Genomic DNA, 15,944 nt, shown 5'->3' on the forward strand with positions numbered 1-15,944 from the left:
GCGGCGCGAGAAGGTCGTTACTTTCATCGGTTTCGATCCCGAGTTGTCCGATCATGCAACCCAACAGCAGACCTGACACGTTTCGGCTGTTGGGAATTATTTCTCGGGTTCCACTAGCGGAGCGACCGAGGTTGTGCGCCAGTTGAAGGCAATAGTCAGCGCACGGAAAGTGAACGTGATCGCAATCGCCCAAAGCGCAGCCTTAGTCGCCGGCATATTCAGATAAATGGTCAGAAACACGAACGCGACCGAACCGCCTAGTGCGGTCAAAACGTAAAACTGGCCCGGCTTGAATACTAGGGGTTCCTCACGGGTGATGATATCGCGGAGCAGGCCGCCGCCGGCGGCATTGATGACGCCAACCAGAATGGCGGCCGGAACGGCAAGATCGTAGGCCAACGCCTTTTGCGTGCCGAAGGCCGCATAGGCGCCAAGGCCCAAGGCATCGAGCACAGCAATGAGTCGGTGCAGATGCTTTACTCGACCTCCGAAAAGGGCGCCAAAGATGGTAGCCCCGACAACGACATGAATGTAGCGCGGATCGGCGAGGAGTGGAGTTGGTCCGGTTCCGGTGATAAAAACACCATCACGGATCAGTCCTCCGCCAATACCAGAAGCCAGCGCCAGGAAGAAGACGCCGACGATGTCGTAACCTCGCTTGATCGCAGCCAGCGCCCCAGTGAGCGCAAAAGCGAACGTTGCGCACAGGTCGAAGACGGCCGGTAGATGAAATTCACTCGCGGGCATTGTTCCTAGATAACAATCATCCAATGCTCGACGACCACGAACTAATCAACTCATACCAATAGGGCATGGCCACTCAATACGGATTTGATACCATACACGTTATTGAATCGTTGAAGGAGAGCGATGGCGAGCCAGGCCGGCGGCTAACCGAAAACTGGAATCGCGATACACCTGAAGGGATACAGATGGTTTATCATTTTGTTCTCTCTCGCGATGACCTGTTTCGTGAGATGGACGCAATCTACGCCGGGGTGTCGGCAGCTGTTCCTGTGCTACATTTCGAGTTGCACGGGAATGATGAGGGATTCGGTCTCAGAGATGACAGCTTCGTTTCATGGGAAGAGTTCGGCCCGCACTTGCTGCGGTTTAATTTGGCGACCCGGTTTAACCTGTTGGTTACTTTTTCATGCTGTTTTGGGATTCATCAAATTGTAGCAATGTCTGCTTTTAAACCGGCGCCATTTGTCGGGGTCGTCGGATGTGACCGCGAAGCGGAGACGCCGGAACTGCTCAATGGATTCGAGGCGTTTTACCGAACATTGGTTGCTACCGACGATGGCCATAAGGCGCTAGCGGCCTTGCAGGGCAAAATCTTCAGCGGTGCGCAATTTGCATTTTTCACTGTCGAAAAAGCATTTCGCGGTGCATACAAAAATGTGGTTCGCGAAAATCGCGCACGCGACCCTTTCAAGCTCAGAAGAAAACAGGTTAGAAAAGAGTTGGCCCAAAAAGCCAGAGCAGCAGGCCGAGCTAATCCGAAAGTCACTGATTGGCAGATTAAGGCTGCACTGGCTGAAACGGAGGGTCGCACACTGCGGCAATTCTACGAAGCGTTTTTTGCCCTCGATCAAATATCTGAGAACGAAAGACGATTTCCCTACGATCTATTGATTGCTGGGCTGTAGCGCAGCAGAGGCATTTCACTGCCAAAGTTTGCTAGGGCGATCCCACCCTAACAAACCATCGGGCCCAGAGATCCTTTAGTGCTGGATTGCTGACGCTTTCAACGACGGCGGGAATATCGTTGATCGCTCGACGGCGACGGAGGCCTTCGGCCAACAGAATGCGGACAATGTTAGCCCAGCCGAGCGGAAGAGCTGTCTGCGCCAGCATCTCCATGAGCTGCTTGCTGGAATGCGTTTCATCAGTGATCGCCTCGGCGAGACGCATTACCGATGGCCAGATGCGGTCGAATTCCGCCTCGGGAAGGCTGAGAGTATCTGTGTTCATATGCACAGTAGCTTGGACTGGAGCCACTGGGCTGCTTTGAAGGCTGTCCTCGTAGAAGTGGAGGCTATCGCTCCAGTGCGTATAGGTGCCCAGCCCAACGCCGAGCCACCCGGCAATCACTTCTTGGAGGCATGTGAACTGCACGATATTGTGCGGAGTCCCGCGGTAAGCGTCATTGCTGCGCATGACTTGTGTCCAATCAAGGCGTCCCCCGCGCACCTTGAGCATCGAAACCAGGTTGCAAGGGATGTCTGCCGAAACCGGTTGTCCGTCAATGTGCGGGAGATCATCCTCGCTGCTCCAAATCTGCAGCACGACTTGACGGCTCTGGGGATTACCGCGCAAGGCACTGGTCGCCCGTCTCAATTGATCGAGACCGAATCGTTTTCGTAGCCGCTCACCGTATGCGCCGTGATAAACCGGTGCATCTCCAGCATAGTGAGTTAGCTTTCGGTTGAAATAAACCAGGAAGCGGGCGTCGTTGCGACCTTCGAGTATCCAGATCACTTCCGCGAGGGCAAAGGCGACGTTTAGGGCATCTCTTCGTGAGACGATCCATCGCTGGCGAGGATCCTTAATCTGCAAGGCAACGTGCAGCAATTCACGCGTCTTCCCCACCCGGCTTTCTTGGACGGTGGTGTCGGGACCTTGTAGGAGGGCGAGGGCCGCTTCGCGCCAGGCCTCGTCCGCCGTGTTGCCTTCAAAGGAGTGAATCATGCGGCACCATGGGTCGGAGCGTGATGCGCTCATTGATCTTCCACTTCGGCGGGAACCAGTAGGAAATGGGGGCACTATGTGGCGAGAAGCGCTGCTTGATGCGTGTGCGCCCACCACTGCCGAATTCGGGATGCGCCACGCGTGAATACTTATCTACCTCGCAAAAGAGGTTCTGGCAGTCGATGAGCTGCAGTTTTCGACCCCACAGAGATTGGAATTTCAAGCCGCGCTGGGTGAATTCTGCCTCTTGGCGCTCAGCGACAATCTTGATGAGGTCTACTTCCGTCAGTCCGCCGAAGTCCGCAAAGCATTTAGCGATGCCATTAAGTGCGCCCGGGCCGGGCACAACGAAGTGCATCTCATCGAAATTCAGCAACGGGCTATAGTTGAGGTCTGTGACGTATTGATAGGCCAGGAAGTCGCCGATGGTTGGGTAGCCCAGAAGCAGGGAGAACGCTTCTTGCATGGAGCCGGCCTCAATGAGTTTTTGAGGAAGATGGTCAGTGATCATCCGGGCGAGCAGATCAAGGTGCATACGGTGCTTCCGCCCAGTCTTGTTCAGTTTTCCACCGGAGGGCATGATATAGGCCGGAGAATAAATCCGCTTCCCTGCCGCCATGGCGCGCGTCAGCACTTGATCGTAGGCGCGAACGAAGCCCGGCGCATAACGAACTTCGCCAAATTCGCGCTCCAATAGTTCCCAAGTGTCGATCCGGTTGAAGATCTTGAAAAGCAGGATGCGGAAACAAAGCTGAATGGGATCTTGGTCTCCGCGGTAAATCACCGAACGGATGAGATATTGGCTGACTCGGTCAGAGGCCCGGTAGGCGTTTGTGAATTTGTGCGCCTGGAGCACGGGGTCGTCCGTCCAAGGTGCAGGCTGGCCGGCGATTCGCGCGAAGAAAATCCGTTGCCGCTCGGTGCTGAATTTCCAATAAGTATCGTAAACGACGGTCGGTTTGGCCGGCGAAAGGTGAACCAAAATGTTCGGTCGTGGTGGCGTGAAAGAGGCGAGGTTTCTTCGAGCAGTTGTAGGCATTAGAGTCGCGGGAGCACACCGAGCGTTGTGAGGCGAGCCAAGCAGGATATTACGCGATCCTCGACCGATTGTGTGGGCCCCAGTTGGTCGATAGGGGCATGTGCCCCCTGAACCTCGACCAATTGGCGATAAGCAGCTTGGACGGCTTCCCATTGCGGGGTGAGCGGATCGTCGAATGGGGCCGGGCGTAGGGTGCAAAAGATCACCGCAGGCTTAATAGGTTGCCACGCGTCGCACTCTATTTTGACGAGTTGATTAAGCAAGGTGGTGGAGAGACCCTGGGCGTGGCCATGGGCCCACATCGACCACCAATACCGATCAAGCACAATCCAGCGGCCGGAAGCCAAGGCCGGCTTTATGCGGGACTCTATTGCATCGAGATGTGCTGCTAAATGGAGAACTTGGCGAGTTGCCGCTGGCAGCGCCGTGATCCCAAAACGGTCGGGTTTATGCTCTAGATCATAGACCACGGCTCCGATGGATGCGGTGCCGCGTCCTGGGAATGACATGTATTCGGCGTGAACCCCCCGCTGGGCAAGGGCTGTAGGCAATACTTGCGCGAGCGTGGTTTTACCCGTGTTCTCGGGCCCCTCGACGACAATGAGATGACCGAGGTTCATGTTACGGTTTCTTGTTGGAAGGAGCCGTGGCAGGCGCTTCGTTACTCGAGTAGTGGCCGGTGTTATTCTGGATGATTAGCCCCACAATGCCGAGAATCAGGACAACGAGGCAACTCCAGAGCAGCTTGGCGTGGAACTTGGAGGTGGATTCCAGCGTGCGAATGCGCTCGGTGAGCATAGCGGGTGAAGCGATGTCCCCATCAATCTCCATGACGGCCTGTGGCTGGATTCCCCGCTGGCCGGAGTAACCGCCGGTGTAGAGATCACGCGTAGGTGCGGTCAGGTCACTGAACCAGATCAGAAAAACCGGATCTCCGCAGCCGATCCGAACCGAGCGACAACCTGCATTGTAGACTGAAAATACGAGTTGCCCGGTGAACCCCGGATCGACGTGAAACCCGGATACGTTGACAAGGCCCTTAAGCTTAATCTTGGCCTTTATGGAGATGAACGCGAGGGCGCTGTCGGGCACTTTAATGACTTCGGCCGTGTGCAGCAGGGCGAATTGGCCGGGTGGAATTTCGACATGATCGCCCGGCCAGAGAGAGACCTTTTTCTTGATCGGCGACGAGGTGACGTAGGCCTCGTTGCCCAAACTCATCTCATAGGCCGCGTGCTTGATGCGCCGAGCGTCATAAGGGGTAACCAAGTTACCCGCCGGGATACGCTGCCGAAGGGTTTCACTAGACCAGAATGACATGGCGGGATTAGGCGACGGCCGCTGCGGCTTCTGCGGCGGCGATTTGGTTGCGAATCAGTTTTTCCAATGGGCGCAGCGGAGTCTTACTCACACCTTCGCCGCCAAGTAGGGGGTGGGCGATCACGCAATTCATCCGGATGAGGTGCAGACCCATGTTCTTGGCCATATATCGGCCCAAGTGGCAAAGACCGAGGTAGTTGCCATAGCCGCGGTCGAAAATGAATTCGCTCGGATAATAGCCCGTGATGGCCAGGCCCTCATGCTGACTGTCGTAGCTCAGGCTAACCTGCTGAAGGCATGGGAATCCGCTTCGGGCTTTCCCGTGGTGATCGCGGTGTGGGTCGAAGCACGCCATTTGCAGTGCGGAGCGGCGGTGACTACCGGCCCCGCGCCAGAACGCCAGGATCTTGGCGGGTTGATCGACATGGGCTGGAGACAAGTGTCCTTGCTTGTCGATATCGGCCCCGAACGCGACCATGCGCTGGAAATAGGTGCCCGTGCGATTCCCTCGATGGGCACGATACATGAAGGGGAAAATCCATTTCCGGAAGCCCGGCGCGAACTTCTCGTGTGGCGGTTGCTTTTGGAATTCCCAGGCGTCGTTGGGGAAAATAGTGTAAGCGGTGTTGGTTACGGGAAGCAGACCGTGGGCCTTCAGTGCAGCATCAGTCGCGTTACGAATCACCGGATCTTCGATGGGCAGTCCCTTGGGGGTGAAAGCCTCGACGGAGAGAGTGATGGGAGCATGGGTCGAATCGGGCCCCATCATGCGCAGGAACGCCTTGCCCCAAGCATAGGACAGGTTCGTCTCAGCAATTATTTCAGGCCGGTTCGTTGACATCGGGATCCTCCAAAAATCTGAATTTGCTGCGCCCCACATAATCTTTGCGGGCCACCCGCACGAAACTGGACCAGCCGTGGTCTTCAGAGAACACGCGACAGTAACCCGGCCGGACCGCCTCGAACCACGTGCCATGAAAGGTAATGCCGATCTGCTGCAAGACGGCGCCGTCGGCTTGGAAGCCCACCGGCAAAATCAGCGCGTCGCCCACGGTCAGATCGATCGGCACGCGCCACCAATATTGGTCGGCGATGATGAGGTGCCGTGGGTCTGGGGTGCCAAGGACATTGGTGCGGATTTCCTTGGGGCTGGTCTTAAGCAAACGCTCGGCCCGGTCGTCCTTGATCAGCTTTACACCGTAGCGGAGGTGCTGCACTAGGGTCTCGTATCCGATCCCCAGTTGGTTCGCGATGCGGTAGCAGTCCAGCGCTTCGCAACGTGCCGGCACCAGGCTGCGCCGTCGGAAGGCATCTTCAACCGCCCAGTCGGGCATCAGCAGGTGTGAGGCGAACACATTGGCCATCCGCTCGTCGGGATCGTCCGATCCGCCTTTGTCGAGTTCCTCGATGAGTTCGACTCGGGTGCCATGACCGAACGCCCAATGCCCAAGTTCATGCGCGCAGGTAAACGCCTGCCGTCCCGGCGGGCGCTTGGTGGGAATCAGGATTTTTTCAAAGTCTTTCGCATACATTCCACCGAAGCTGTTGCCCGCCACGAAGCGCACCTCGACCTTCAGTTTGGTGGCTAGGTCGAAGACGCAAACCGGTTCAATCGCCTCGTAGCCGGCCTTCAGCCGGCAACGGAGCGCACGATCGATTGCTTTAACTATTTGGGGGCGAGTCAGGGTGGCCATTGCGGGAAGCTCACTTTCTCTTCATGGTTCGTAGGAGCTTGAGAACCATGTCCAAATCATCGGACTTGAGCTTCCCTAACTCTCTGGCTGCCAGTTCAACTTTTGGGTCCGCCATCGTGGCGGTGCCTGAAATTATCCACTCGACATTGACATCGAAGATTTCGGCCAACTGCGCGATTTCTTCGGCAGTTACGCGACGGCGACCAGCTTCGATTTCCGAGACAGCAGGTCGCTGCAGCTTCAGCAGGGTTGCGACCTGACCTTGGGACAAGCCGGCCTGCTCTCGGGCCGCGCGAAGGCGATCAGCGATCTCGGTGCGACGAGTTTCGAGGTCACTCATGTTTCTGGCCTCCGTGTTTTGCCAGATGATCCATCACGCGGTCGGCAATTTCTCCGAGTGTGCGATAGCGCCGCGTGCCGCTGGAGTCATCGGCCCAATCGTATACTTCGTTGGGCAGATCCAGTTCGTCGGATTCACGGGCGAGTTCCGGGCCGACTTGGGCCAGGTCGAGGGAGGGAATCCCGAGGGTGAGCACCGGGTCGATGTTCTCGGGGATAGGCTCTTCAGCTTCTTCGGTTTTGCCTCGGAAAATGAGAATTTTCCGGACGGCCTTTGTTAGGCAGGTGAGGACTTCTGGGCGTGTGTAGCTCATGGTGGGCGGGATGCCTTACACTGTGTAAGAAAATCTTACCATGTCAAGCGACGAAACCCACTGCTTCCATTTCCAAAAAAGCTTACTGGGCCGAAAATCATGGGCATCGGAAGCGTTGGTGGCCCGACCAACACTCCTCTATAAGGTCAGTTCAACACATACCTGCCGTGGGGCAAGACGTTATACCTTCTCGCCCAACGACGCTTCAGGCGTCAACCCGACCGTCAACTTTGCGAAGCCCCAAAGCAATGGCGGCTTCTACCAACACTCGGACGACAGGGTTGCATCCCTTAAAGGCAACCTTGTGCAACACGTCTTGGCCGTGCTGTTCGACAATACCGGCAACCAAAGCGTTAACGAATGAACTGTTAGCACTCCGCACGCCGGTAAAATCAAGCACGACCTGCTCACATAGGCTGAGATAGGGCTCGACCCGCGCCAAGCGATAACAGCTCGCTGCTTCGCCATCAGCGAGCTGCGGGCCGAAGTCGGTCGCGAGGAACAGTTCGTGTTTCATGGTTGGAAGCTATCCGATAGACCCGGCGGGCGCAAGAGTCCAGCCGCGGCTTTGGCGGCAGTAAGCAGCGCTGCAAAGTCTTGCACCTGATTTTGAGGAACAGTAAGGGCCAGTAAAGTTCCCTGAAATACGGCACCATGCCCTTGTTCTTGAGCGATTACATGCCCATGCGCGTCCATTGTTAACATACCGCGCCCGCTGACGATCAGGAGTCGTGCCCCGGTCAACCGGGCTAGTCCCGATACGAGGGTCAATCCCACGCCTTCGTTGGTAGGGCTGCCCTTGCTGGAGACGAAGGGCTCAAGCGCCTTTTGGATGGCGCCCGGATCGTCCAGTCCCGCACTCCACGAGAACCCCGCGTCGCGGAAACTTTGCCGAATGCCCTTGCCGTTGTCTGCCAGGGCGAGCCGCACGAAGCCCTCGTGCTGGGTGACCTGCGCCGTCGCGTAGCCGATTCCGCCGCTGTGCTGCCTGACGTTGTTTGCGACCTCAGTGAGAACATACCACACGAGGTCATACAACGCGGCCAATGGATGGTCGAGATCGTCGCCTCCGGGGGCGACGCACATCGCCATGTCGTGGCCCATGGCATCGACCGGGTGGTCGATCAGTTGGACCGGCATGAATCGACCCGCGGCTTGGTGGCGGGTAAAGTGCTCGGGCAGTTGCACGTCGCAGGTCTTCAACACATCCATGCGCTGGAGGTAGCCGGTGATCGCGCAGGATCCAAGGTTGTCGAACAACACAATGCGGCCGTCGCGCTGCCAGCGCTTCACAGTTGCGACCAGAGCTACCATTCCGGCTGGCGAGACGCGTCGGAGTTGGGCGAAGTCTAGCAGGACAGTGCGCTCAGTGACGGGTTGTCCGATCAATTCAAGGAAGTGCGGCAGACCTGCGGCGTTTATTTGCGCGGGAACAACAATGCGATGCATGGAGATGGGCGGCGACCGGTCACAACAATGGTTTGTTACCAACCAAACTCGCGGGAGAGAGGCTGTCGAGGTAAGACGTGGCCCGCCCGCGGAGGCTTCAAGTTGCCGGGCTCCGCTCGACTGCTGCCTCGCCTCCGCCCGTCAACCCGCAGCCACCGCTTCCGCCCTTCTTTTGGGAAAAGAACCAAAAAGGCGGGCCGGCGCAGACGTTGGCGGAGCCGGCCAGCCGCCAACGACTGCTCTGGCCCGCGCGACGTGTTAGGGGGAGAGCCGGCACATCGGTTACCCGGCCGCCTTTGCGTGATTTCAGGCGGCATGGTAGGGTCAGGGCATGGCAAAGATAAGACGTGAGAAAGGAGATCGGGACGCATGGGTCTGTGTCTGCGGTAATACACCGTGCGGCGATGGGTTCTATGAATGCGACGCCTCCGGGCGCCAGGTAGAGCCGGTTAGAGGAGGCTCGTGGGACGGTCGCCTCTATATCTGCAATTGTTGTGGCGTCATCATCGACCAAAAGACCTTGCGGATCGTGGGCCAAGGCATCCCTCCCTACAAACTAGAGGCTCCCATTGCGGCCTAATAATTCTGCTAGCCGGGGCAGCGAGGAACAAGACGGCCCGGCCGCTGTATGCTGCGGTGGTCCGGATTGCCGCGCGCAGCTCCGACTACGACCGCACCGCGAGCATCCTGCGCTCGCTGGCGAGCGGGCTAAGGGCCTTCGGCAACCCTAACGGTAACGAGTTGATTCCGCTACGTAACGACGATTACCCATACGAAGCGCATGTGGCGGACGTGGTGCGCCGGCAGAGCCGCCGCGCAGGCATGATCCTGAGCGCTGAGGAACTGCTCGGGTTCGTGCACTTACCATCGAGCGCGGTGCGTTCGCCGAAGTTTCGGCGCATGCTGCGGAAGACCAAGGCAGCACCGGTGGTGGCGACCGGCAAGGAAGGGGTGTTGCTCGGCACGAATGAACATGGTGGCGAGACGCGGGAGGTGCGGCTGACGGCCGAGCAGCGCCGCAAGCACATGCACATTGTCGGCGCATCGGGCACCGGCAAGACGACCCTGCTCTACAACCTGATCCGGCAGGATATCGAGGCCGGTCAGGGGCTGGCCGTGCTCGATCCGCACGGCGACCTGATCGACCGTATCTTGGGGTGCATTCCCTCGTCGCGGATCGGTGACGTGGTGCTGCTCGATCCCGGCGATGAGGAATTCTCCATCGGGTTCAACATTCTGTCGGCTCATTCCGACTTGGAGAAAAACCTGCTCGCTTCTGACTTGGTGTCGGTCTTCCAACGGCTTTCGACGAGCTGGGGCGATCAAATGGGCATTGTTCTCAGCAACGCCATCCGGGCCTTCCTCGAGAGCGAGCGGGGCGGCACACTAGCCGACCTACGGCGTTTCCTGCTGGAGCCGGGTTTCCGCGAGCAGTTTCTGTCGACGGTTAAGGATCCGGATGTCGTCTACTATTGGAAGAAGGGCTTCACGCAGCTCTCCGGCAATAAGTCCATCGGGCCGGTGATGACGCGGCTGGAGACCTTCCTCAGTCCGAAGCCGATTCGCTACATGGTATCGCAACCAGCCAACCGGCTGGACTTCGGCGAGATCATGGACAGCGGGAAGATTTTTCTGGCGAAGTTGTCGCAGGGCGCCATCGGCAAGGAGAACTCCTACCTGCTCGGCAGCCTGCTGATGACGAAGTTCCACCAGATGGCGATGGGCCGGCAGCGGATGCAGGAAACCGCCCGGCGTGACTTCTGGATGTATGTGGACGAATTCCAGAATTTCGTGACGGATTCGATGGCGGGGATCCTGACGGAGGCCCGGAAGTATCGGCTCGGCCTCACGCTGGCCCACCAAGAGTTACGGCAGTTGCAGCGGGATCCCGAGGTGGCTGGCGCCGTACTGTCGAACCCCTACACGCGGGTTTGCTTCCGGGTGGGCGATGCCGACGCGCGGACGATTGAGCATGGGCTGTCGGGTTTCGAGGCTCGGGATTTGCAGAACCTTGGCACGGGCGAAGCGGTGTGCCGGGTTGAGCGCAGCGATTATGATTTCAATCTGGATGTGCCGCCACCCGACTTCCCTGCCGAGGAGGAGGCCGCGGCGAGGCGGGAACTGGTGATAGAGCTTTCGCGGCGGACATATGCCACGCCAAGGGCCGAAGTGGAGGCCGCGTTACATCGGCCGGAGGAAGCGGAGGAAAAGCCTGGGGCCAAACCGGCGAGGGTGGGGGCACCACCGCCACCCGCTGTTAACCAGAGCGAGCCGGCTACCCCACCGGTTAGCCAGCCGGTGCCCAGGCCAGTCCCGATGGGAAACACGACAGTGGCCGGTGCGGCGCAGCCATCAGGAATGACAATGGCAGCAGGAAGAGGCGGGATGCAGCACACGACTGTGCAACGGAGGTTAAAGGAGGCGGCCGAGGTGCTGGACTTCCGGGCGGTCATCGAGCAGTCGATCCTCAATAACTCAGGCAGCGTGGACTTGGCGCTGTCGCGGGCCGGGGTGTCGATCGCCTGCGAGATTTCCATCACCACGACGATTGACCATGAGGTCGGCAATGTCGCCAAATGCCTGGAGGCCGGTTACCCGCTGGTTGCCGCTGTGGGTGTGGACAGGGAGCGGTTAGCGCGACTCGAGAATGCCGTGCGTCAGAGCCTGGGCGAGGCGGCCGCGGCCAAGGTGAACTATTTCCTGCCGGACGAGTTGATCGGCTATTTGCGGGAACTGCCACCCCCGGTGCCGCCGGAACCGACCGCCAAGCAGATCCGGGGCTACAAGGTGAAACGGATCTATCCACAACTGACGCCGGAGGAGAAAAAGCGGCGCGAGGATGCGGCGATACAAGCCATCGCCGACCTGATGAAGCGAAAACTCTGATCTTACCTATGAGAACCATCCGTATGTTAGTCGCGGTCTGTTTGGCCGCTTTTTGTGGGAGTGCCCGCGGCGAGGAAACCGGCGATTTGCGCGCCACTATTGCGCGTTTGGAGAAGGCTGTCGCCGAGCTGAGCGACCGGGTTGCGGCCTTGGAAAGCAAGCCACAAGCCAAGCCCGAAGCGCCCAAGCCGCCGGAGGGGCCGGAAGAGGTCGCGGCGGGCCAGGGCTTGGCCGCTGTCGTGCACCAGCAGTCGCAGGGTGCGATCGAGCTGACCGGATTCAGAAAAACGGATGGACTAATGAACACCGAGGCCGGAGTGCAGCACTACGTCATGTCGTTCGAGGCGGATATCCGGTGCAACGCCCAGGGTATCTGGCGGTTCATGCCGGCGCTGGAGGAGGACTTCAAATTCCAGTTCGCCCCGACTCCGCGGAAGATGCAGCCGATGGATGAGATGCTTTTTTATAGTTCCAATCCGGGGGCGAGGGTGGCGCGAGGGGCGGGTTTCCGGCTTCAGGGTAAATTCCACTTCGAAAGAGCTGAGAACGGTTGGCGAATTACCCGGATCGAGAAAACCGGCGTGGAATCATTACGCTAGTTCTCCGCGCGTTCATGGAAATAGCCCTCCACATAGGCGACGAATCCGGCGTCTTGAAACTGACGCAGGTTTTGCCAGACGGCGCGCGGGACGGGACGCGCAAAGAAAGTGCGGATGTCCGCCCCCAAGCCGTCCAGCGGGTCCATCAGCCCCTGTTTGATGGCCTGGTGGGCGGTGCTCAGGTGCAGGATGAGGAAGCCGACGAACAGGGCTTCATTGTCGGTGACGGGTTCGCGGTCGAGGTCGGCCCGGGCCGAGAGAACGCGGCGCAGTTCGGGTTGCTTAAACAATTCGGCCCACACGTCGTGATGGTGGGCTGTCAACTGGAACAAGTTACCCACCCGACGGGAGCGTGCGTCACGCCGCAGGGTGATACACGTGAAAGCGAAGCCGCTGACAATCGCCAGCGTTTGGAGGGCCGTAAACCAGTTGTCCGCGAACCACGACATGCCGCCAGTATAGCGCGGCCAAACAGAGGAAACAAAGCCGGGCTACGTCGCCTTAAGGTGCGCTGCGCGTTGGGCCCGCTGCAGCACGTCCGAAAGTTCGAGATCAAGGGCAGTCGAGATCCGCAGCAGTGTTTCAAGGGTGGGCTTGCGCACCTCACGCTCGACCAAACTAACCATCGATTGTGAAAGCCCGGCGCGTTCAGCAACTCCGTTCATGGAGAGTTTCTGCCTCTCCCTTTCGGCCCGAAAAATGGCCGCTACCTGAGAGCCGACAGCATCGAGGTTCTTCTGGGCGATCACGTCTTCATACTATGGTCATAATGAATTTGACTAAGCATAAGACTATAGTCATAAGTAAATCATGTTCCTACGTCGCCTCGGACCCGACCCGCATGCGAACGGCGCGAAAAGCGCCGGTCTCAGCGGCTGCCCGGACATCCTGGAGATGGCGTCGGGAGACTTTGCGGTCATCGGCATCGACATCACCGCGCGCGGCCGGGGCCAGCTGCCGCCGACGGTTGGATGCGGGCCGGACGAACGGATCGTCTGGATTCCGCGGAAGACGCTGGTGCTGGCGAAAGCCGACATCCCCGACAAATTCTAGGAGGTCGTCATGACCGAGAGGCCCAAGAAGGCCGAACTCACCAAGCAGGTGGGGATTTGGATTCGCGTGAGCACGGAGGATCAGGCGCTGGGCGACAGCCCGGCAATCCACGAGACCCGCGCCCGCGAATACGCCAAGTTCAACGGGTGGAATGTCCGCGAGGTTTACGACCTGGCCGGGGTTTCGGGCAAGACGGTCATGGAGCACCCCGAGGCCAAGCGGATGCTGGACGACATTAAGCGCGGGCACATCACGGCGCTGATTTTCTCCAAGCTCGCGCGGCTCGCTCGCAACACCAGGGAGCTTTTGGAGTTCTCGGACTTCTTCCAGTCCCACGGGGCGGACATGGTGTCACTGCACGAAAAGATGGATACGGGCACGCCGGCCGGCCGGCTGTTTTATACGATCATTGCCGCGATGGCCCAATGGGAACGGGAGGAGATCGCCGACCGCATCCGGGCGTCCGTTGCGACGCGATCAAAACTCGGCCAGCAGATCAGCGGCACCTCGCCCTATGGCTACGTCTGGAAAGACGGCAAAATGGTGATCGAACCCAAAGAAGCGATCATCCGGAAGCAAATCTATGAGCTGTTCCTCGAACACCGCCGTATTGGCACTGTGGCGCGGATGCTCAACGAGGCGGGTTATCGCACGAGGGCGGGGGCGACGTGGAGTGATACGGCGGTATTACGCTGTATTGTTCATCCCACCGCCAAGGGCGTGCGTTACTCCAATGTATTTAAAAAAACCGGCAGTTGGGCGGCCGAGGAGAAGCCGGAAGATCAGTGGTTCGTGCATCCGATCGAGCCCATCGTGTCAGAGGAGGTTTGGAGCACGGCCAATCGGATGATCGAGGAGAGGAAGAAGCAGAACAAGCGCCCCACCAAGCGGCCGACGCATATTTTCGCGGGCATCGCCCACTGTCATTGCGGCCACCGCATGTATGTGCCCACCACTTCCACGAAATACGTCTGCCATAAGTGTAAGAACAAGATTCCCGCGGCGGACTTGGAAAGCATCTTCCATGAGGAGTTGAAGAACTACTTTGCCGACCCGGAGCGCATCACGCGGCATTTTCTGGCGGCTAAAAAGAACACGGACGAGAAGGAGCAGCGGGTCGCGTTGCACCGGCAGGAAATCGAGAAGACCAAGGAAGAGATGACTCGGACGCACCGACTTTACTTGGACGGCCGGTTGAACGATCAGAGCTTCACCGCGCTCTACCGGCCGCTGGAGGACCAGGTGCGCCAGTTGGGTGTTTCGATTCCGGCCTTGGAGGCGGAGCTGGCATTCCTCCGCATCAACGAGGTTTCGGCCGACCAAGTGTTGCGGGACGCCCAAAAGCTTTACGAGCGCTGGCCCCAGCTGACCACCGAGCGAAAGCGCCGGGTGATCGAATCCATCGTCGAAAAAATCACGATTGGCACCGACGATATAAGCGTAACCTATTGCTATATTCCATCTTCGGAAGAACTAACACTTTCCCAACAGCGCCTACCAGCGCCGTAAGCAGGTAGAACTGGCCGGGCTTGAACACCAGCGGCTCCTCGCGCGTGAGCACATCGCGCAGCAGGCCGCCGCCGACGGCGTTGATCACCCCGACGAGCACGGCGGCCGAGGGCGGCAGGCCGGAGTTGAGGGATTTTTGCACGCCGAACACCGCGTAGGCGCCCAGCCCCAACGCATCGACCCACGCGATGAGCCGGTGGAAACGATGGACGTGCTGCCGGAAGAAAAGGCTGACCACCGTGGCCGCCGTGATCGTATACATGTAGGCGGGGTTCGTGAGCAGCGGCGTGAGGCCGTCCCGCAGAAAAATGCCGTCACGGATCAGCCCGCCGCCGATGCCGGACACCAGGGCGAGGGCCAGCACGCCCACGATATCGTAGTGGCGGCGGATGGCCGCGAGCGCGCCGGTGAGGGCGAAGGCGAAGGTCGCCCCGAGGTCGAAAAGCACCGGCAGGTCAAAACTCCCTTTCAGCATGGCAGGGTGGGGTTAAGGGCTGGTGGCCCCAAAAACCCGCCGTGACAAGCGAACTTTGTCCCGCAACGCTGTCCCAGACCCTAGACCGCGCACCATGAAGATCCCCCTCACCCCCCTGATCCTGTCCTGGCTGCTGGCCGGCTGCGCCAGCGAACCCGCCGCCTTTTTGCCGGAGGAAAGCGCCAAGTATTCGCTGGAGAACACGGAGAAATTTCAGCTGCTGGACCGGCCGGTGCAGGAAGCCGTGTCCTGCACCGGCCTGCAGGAACGCTTCGGGGAGTCCGGCCGCCTTGAAGTGGTGGCCAATCTCCGCAACCACGGCCGCGAGGCCATCACCATGCAGGTACGCTGTGTGTTCAAGGATGCGGCAGATGTACCGACGGGCGACGAGACCCCGTGGCAGGCGCTGAACCTCGCGGCGGGCGACACCGAGGCGGTGCGCTATTCCGCGGGGAACAACCTCGCGCGAAAATTCACCATCCTGGTCCGCGCGGCCCGGTAAACCGCGGCGCACCCCTCGGTCCGCGGAGTGGAGGCGGAAGACTTTGCGGAACATTACGGCGCGATGGGCTG

At 59.2% G+C, this 15,944-nt stretch carries 20 protein-coding genes; 6 read left to right on the top strand and 14 right to left on the bottom strand.

The annotated features are described in order from the left end of the window. Positions 1-96: 96 nt before the first annotated feature. Positions 97-747, bottom strand: coding sequence for a TRIC cation channel family protein (locus tag BLU29_RS08080; protein ID WP_091056543.1), 651 nt, complete (start codon positions 745-747; stop codon positions 97-99). Between the two features lie 65 nt (positions 748-812). Here BLU29_RS08080 and BLU29_RS17965 point away from each other — a divergent pair, with 65 nt between their 5' ends. Beyond that, on the top strand, positions 813-1,652 hold the full coding sequence (locus BLU29_RS17965; protein ID WP_157693713.1) for a hypothetical protein: 840 nt from the start codon (positions 813-815) through the stop codon (positions 1,650-1,652). A 31-nt stretch (positions 1,653-1,683) separates the two neighbouring features. On the opposite strand, the gene BLU29_RS08085 is transcribed toward BLU29_RS17965, so the two are convergent. The 10 genes from BLU29_RS08085 to BLU29_RS08130 form a co-directional block, all read right to left on the bottom strand. Beyond that, positions 1,684-2,694 carry a thymidylate synthase gene (locus tag BLU29_RS08085; protein WP_157693714.1) on the bottom strand — a complete coding sequence of 337 codons (1,011 nt, stop codon included), beginning with the start codon at positions 2,692-2,694 and terminating at the stop codon, positions 1,684-1,686. Then, the gene (locus BLU29_RS08090) at positions 2,678-3,733 is read right to left on the bottom strand and encodes a nucleotide kinase domain-containing protein (RefSeq protein WP_172830234.1); all 1,056 of its coding nucleotides are present in this window, start codon (positions 3,731-3,733) and stop codon (positions 2,678-2,680) included. Before BLU29_RS08090 ends, BLU29_RS08085 begins: the two co-directional genes overlap by 17 nt. After that, positions 3,733-4,353 carry a hypothetical protein gene (locus BLU29_RS08095; protein ID WP_091056547.1) on the bottom strand — a complete coding sequence of 207 codons (621 nt, stop codon included), beginning with the start codon at positions 4,351-4,353 and terminating at the stop codon, positions 3,733-3,735. Before BLU29_RS08095 ends, BLU29_RS08090 begins: the two co-directional genes overlap by 1 nt. Position 4,354: 1 nt before the next feature. Beyond that, positions 4,355-5,053: a hypothetical protein gene (locus BLU29_RS08100; protein ID WP_091056549.1), complete on the bottom strand. Its 699-nt coding sequence runs from the start codon at positions 5,051-5,053 to the stop codon at positions 4,355-4,357. A 7-nt stretch (positions 5,054-5,060) separates the two neighbouring features. Then, positions 5,061-5,894 (bottom strand): hypothetical protein, encoded by an 834-nt coding sequence (locus BLU29_RS08105; RefSeq protein WP_091056550.1) that lies wholly within the window; start codon positions 5,892-5,894, stop codon positions 5,061-5,063. Next, complete coding sequence (locus BLU29_RS08110) at positions 5,875-6,747, bottom strand: ImmA/IrrE family metallo-endopeptidase (protein ID WP_091056552.1); 873 nt, start codon at positions 6,745-6,747, stop codon at positions 5,875-5,877. Before BLU29_RS08110 ends, BLU29_RS08105 begins: the two co-directional genes overlap by 20 nt. Positions 6,748-6,757: 10 nt before the next feature. After that, a complete protein-coding gene (locus tag BLU29_RS08115; RefSeq protein WP_091056553.1) occupies positions 6,758-7,087 on the bottom strand; it encodes a helix-turn-helix transcriptional regulator in 330 nt (109 codons plus the stop codon). Then, positions 7,080-7,400: a hypothetical protein gene (locus BLU29_RS17970; protein ID WP_157693715.1), complete on the bottom strand. Its 321-nt coding sequence runs from the start codon at positions 7,398-7,400 to the stop codon at positions 7,080-7,082. The genes BLU29_RS08115 and BLU29_RS17970 overlap by 8 nt, the downstream gene beginning before the upstream one ends. Before the next feature lie 205 nt (positions 7,401-7,605). Next, on the bottom strand, positions 7,606-7,917 hold the full coding sequence (locus BLU29_RS08125) for an STAS-like domain-containing protein (RefSeq protein ID WP_091056557.1): 312 nt from the start codon (positions 7,915-7,917) through the stop codon (positions 7,606-7,608). Continuing rightward, on the bottom strand, positions 7,914-8,849 hold the full coding sequence (locus tag BLU29_RS08130; RefSeq protein WP_091056559.1) for a hypothetical protein: 936 nt from the start codon (positions 8,847-8,849) through the stop codon (positions 7,914-7,916). The genes BLU29_RS08125 and BLU29_RS08130 overlap by 4 nt, the downstream gene beginning before the upstream one ends. A gap of 636 nt (positions 8,850-9,485) precedes the next feature. On the opposite strand from BLU29_RS08130, the gene BLU29_RS08135 reads away from it, so the two are divergent. Both BLU29_RS08135 and BLU29_RS08140 read left to right on the top strand, forming a co-directional pair. Next, on the top strand, positions 9,486-11,735 hold the full coding sequence (locus tag BLU29_RS08135) for a type IV secretion system DNA-binding domain-containing protein (protein WP_091056560.1): 2,250 nt from the start codon (positions 9,486-9,488) through the stop codon (positions 11,733-11,735). An 8-nt stretch (positions 11,736-11,743) separates the two neighbouring features. Next, complete coding sequence (locus tag BLU29_RS08140) at positions 11,744-12,334, top strand: hypothetical protein (RefSeq protein WP_091056562.1); 591 nt, start codon at positions 11,744-11,746, stop codon at positions 12,332-12,334. Here the strand turns inward: BLU29_RS08140 and BLU29_RS08145 are convergent. Next, positions 12,331-12,783, bottom strand: coding sequence for a hypothetical protein (locus BLU29_RS08145; protein WP_091056564.1), 453 nt, complete (start codon positions 12,781-12,783; stop codon positions 12,331-12,333). The genes BLU29_RS08140 and BLU29_RS08145 overlap by 4 nt on opposite strands. A gap of 42 nt (positions 12,784-12,825) precedes the next feature. Then, positions 12,826-13,083 carry a helix-turn-helix transcriptional regulator gene (locus BLU29_RS08150; protein ID WP_231962335.1) on the bottom strand — a complete coding sequence of 86 codons (258 nt, stop codon included), beginning with the start codon at positions 13,081-13,083 and terminating at the stop codon, positions 12,826-12,828. Between the two features lie 61 nt (positions 13,084-13,144). Between BLU29_RS08150 and BLU29_RS08155 the strand changes: the two genes are divergently transcribed. Both BLU29_RS08155 and BLU29_RS08160 read left to right on the top strand, forming a co-directional pair. Beyond that, positions 13,145-13,387: a hypothetical protein gene (locus BLU29_RS08155; protein ID WP_091056565.1), complete on the top strand. Its 243-nt coding sequence runs from the start codon at positions 13,145-13,147 to the stop codon at positions 13,385-13,387. Between the two features lie 9 nt (positions 13,388-13,396). Next, entirely contained in the window at positions 13,397-14,896 is a 1,500-nt protein-coding gene (locus BLU29_RS08160) for a recombinase family protein (RefSeq protein ID WP_091056567.1), read from the top strand. Here BLU29_RS08160 and BLU29_RS08165 read toward each other — a convergent pair. Then, positions 14,802-15,371: a TRIC cation channel family protein gene (locus tag BLU29_RS08165; RefSeq protein WP_091056568.1), complete on the bottom strand. Its 570-nt coding sequence runs from the start codon at positions 15,369-15,371 to the stop codon at positions 14,802-14,804. The genes BLU29_RS08160 and BLU29_RS08165 overlap by 95 nt on opposite strands. 94 nt (positions 15,372-15,465) lie before the next feature. On the opposite strand from BLU29_RS08165, the gene BLU29_RS08170 reads away from it, so the two are divergent. After that, positions 15,466-15,873, top strand: a complete 408-nt coding sequence (locus BLU29_RS08170) for a hypothetical protein (RefSeq protein ID WP_091056570.1) — start codon at positions 15,466-15,468, stop codon at positions 15,871-15,873. The last annotated feature ends 71 nt before the right edge of the window (positions 15,874-15,944 follow it).

The organism is Opitutus sp. GAS368, from assembly GCF_900104925.1.
Lineage (GTDB): Bacteria > Verrucomicrobiota > Verrucomicrobiia > Opitutales > Opitutaceae > Lacunisphaera.

Excerpts from the sequence above, each read along its gene's own strand:
- BLU29_RS08080 (WP_091056543.1), bottom strand. The coding sequence starts at position 747 with ATGCCCGCGAGTGAATTTCATCTACCGGCCGTCTTCGACCTGTGCGCA.
- BLU29_RS17965 (WP_157693713.1), top strand. The coding sequence starts at position 813 with ATGGCCACTCAATACGGATTTGATACCATACACGTTATTGAATCGTTG.
- BLU29_RS08085 (WP_157693714.1), bottom strand. The coding sequence starts at position 2,694 with ATGATTCACTCCTTTGAAGGCAACACGGCGGACGAGGCCTGGCGCGAA.
- BLU29_RS08090 (WP_172830234.1), bottom strand. The coding sequence starts at position 3,733 with ATGCCTACAACTGCTCGAAGAAACCTCGCCTCTTTCACGCCACCACGA.
- BLU29_RS08095 (WP_091056547.1), bottom strand. The coding sequence starts at position 4,353 with ATGAACCTCGGTCATCTCATTGTCGTCGAGGGGCCCGAGAACACGGGT.
- BLU29_RS08100 (WP_091056549.1), bottom strand. The coding sequence starts at position 5,053 with ATGTCATTCTGGTCTAGTGAAACCCTTCGGCAGCGTATCCCGGCGGGT.
- BLU29_RS08105 (WP_091056550.1), bottom strand. The coding sequence starts at position 5,894 with ATGTCAACGAACCGGCCTGAAATAATTGCTGAGACGAACCTGTCCTAT.
- BLU29_RS08110 (WP_091056552.1), bottom strand. The coding sequence starts at position 6,747 with ATGGCCACCCTGACTCGCCCCCAAATAGTTAAAGCAATCGATCGTGCG.
- BLU29_RS08115 (WP_091056553.1), bottom strand. The coding sequence starts at position 7,087 with ATGAGTGACCTCGAAACTCGTCGCACCGAGATCGCTGATCGCCTTCGC.
- BLU29_RS17970 (WP_157693715.1), bottom strand. The coding sequence starts at position 7,400 with ATGAGCTACACACGCCCAGAAGTCCTCACCTGCCTAACAAAGGCCGTC.
- BLU29_RS08125 (WP_091056557.1), bottom strand. The coding sequence starts at position 7,917 with ATGAAACACGAACTGTTCCTCGCGACCGACTTCGGCCCGCAGCTCGCT.
- BLU29_RS08130 (WP_091056559.1), bottom strand. The coding sequence starts at position 8,849 with ATGCATCGCATTGTTGTTCCCGCGCAAATAAACGCCGCAGGTCTGCCG.
- BLU29_RS08140 (WP_091056562.1), top strand. The coding sequence starts at position 11,744 with ATGAGAACCATCCGTATGTTAGTCGCGGTCTGTTTGGCCGCTTTTTGT.
- BLU29_RS08145 (WP_091056564.1), bottom strand. The coding sequence starts at position 12,783 with ATGTCGTGGTTCGCGGACAACTGGTTTACGGCCCTCCAAACGCTGGCG.
- BLU29_RS08155 (WP_091056565.1), top strand. The coding sequence starts at position 13,145 with ATGTTCCTACGTCGCCTCGGACCCGACCCGCATGCGAACGGCGCGAAA.
- BLU29_RS08160 (WP_091056567.1), top strand. The coding sequence starts at position 13,397 with ATGACCGAGAGGCCCAAGAAGGCCGAACTCACCAAGCAGGTGGGGATT.
- BLU29_RS08165 (WP_091056568.1), bottom strand. The coding sequence starts at position 15,371 with ATGCTGAAAGGGAGTTTTGACCTGCCGGTGCTTTTCGACCTCGGGGCG.
- BLU29_RS08170 (WP_091056570.1), top strand. The coding sequence starts at position 15,466 with ATGAAGATCCCCCTCACCCCCCTGATCCTGTCCTGGCTGCTGGCCGGC.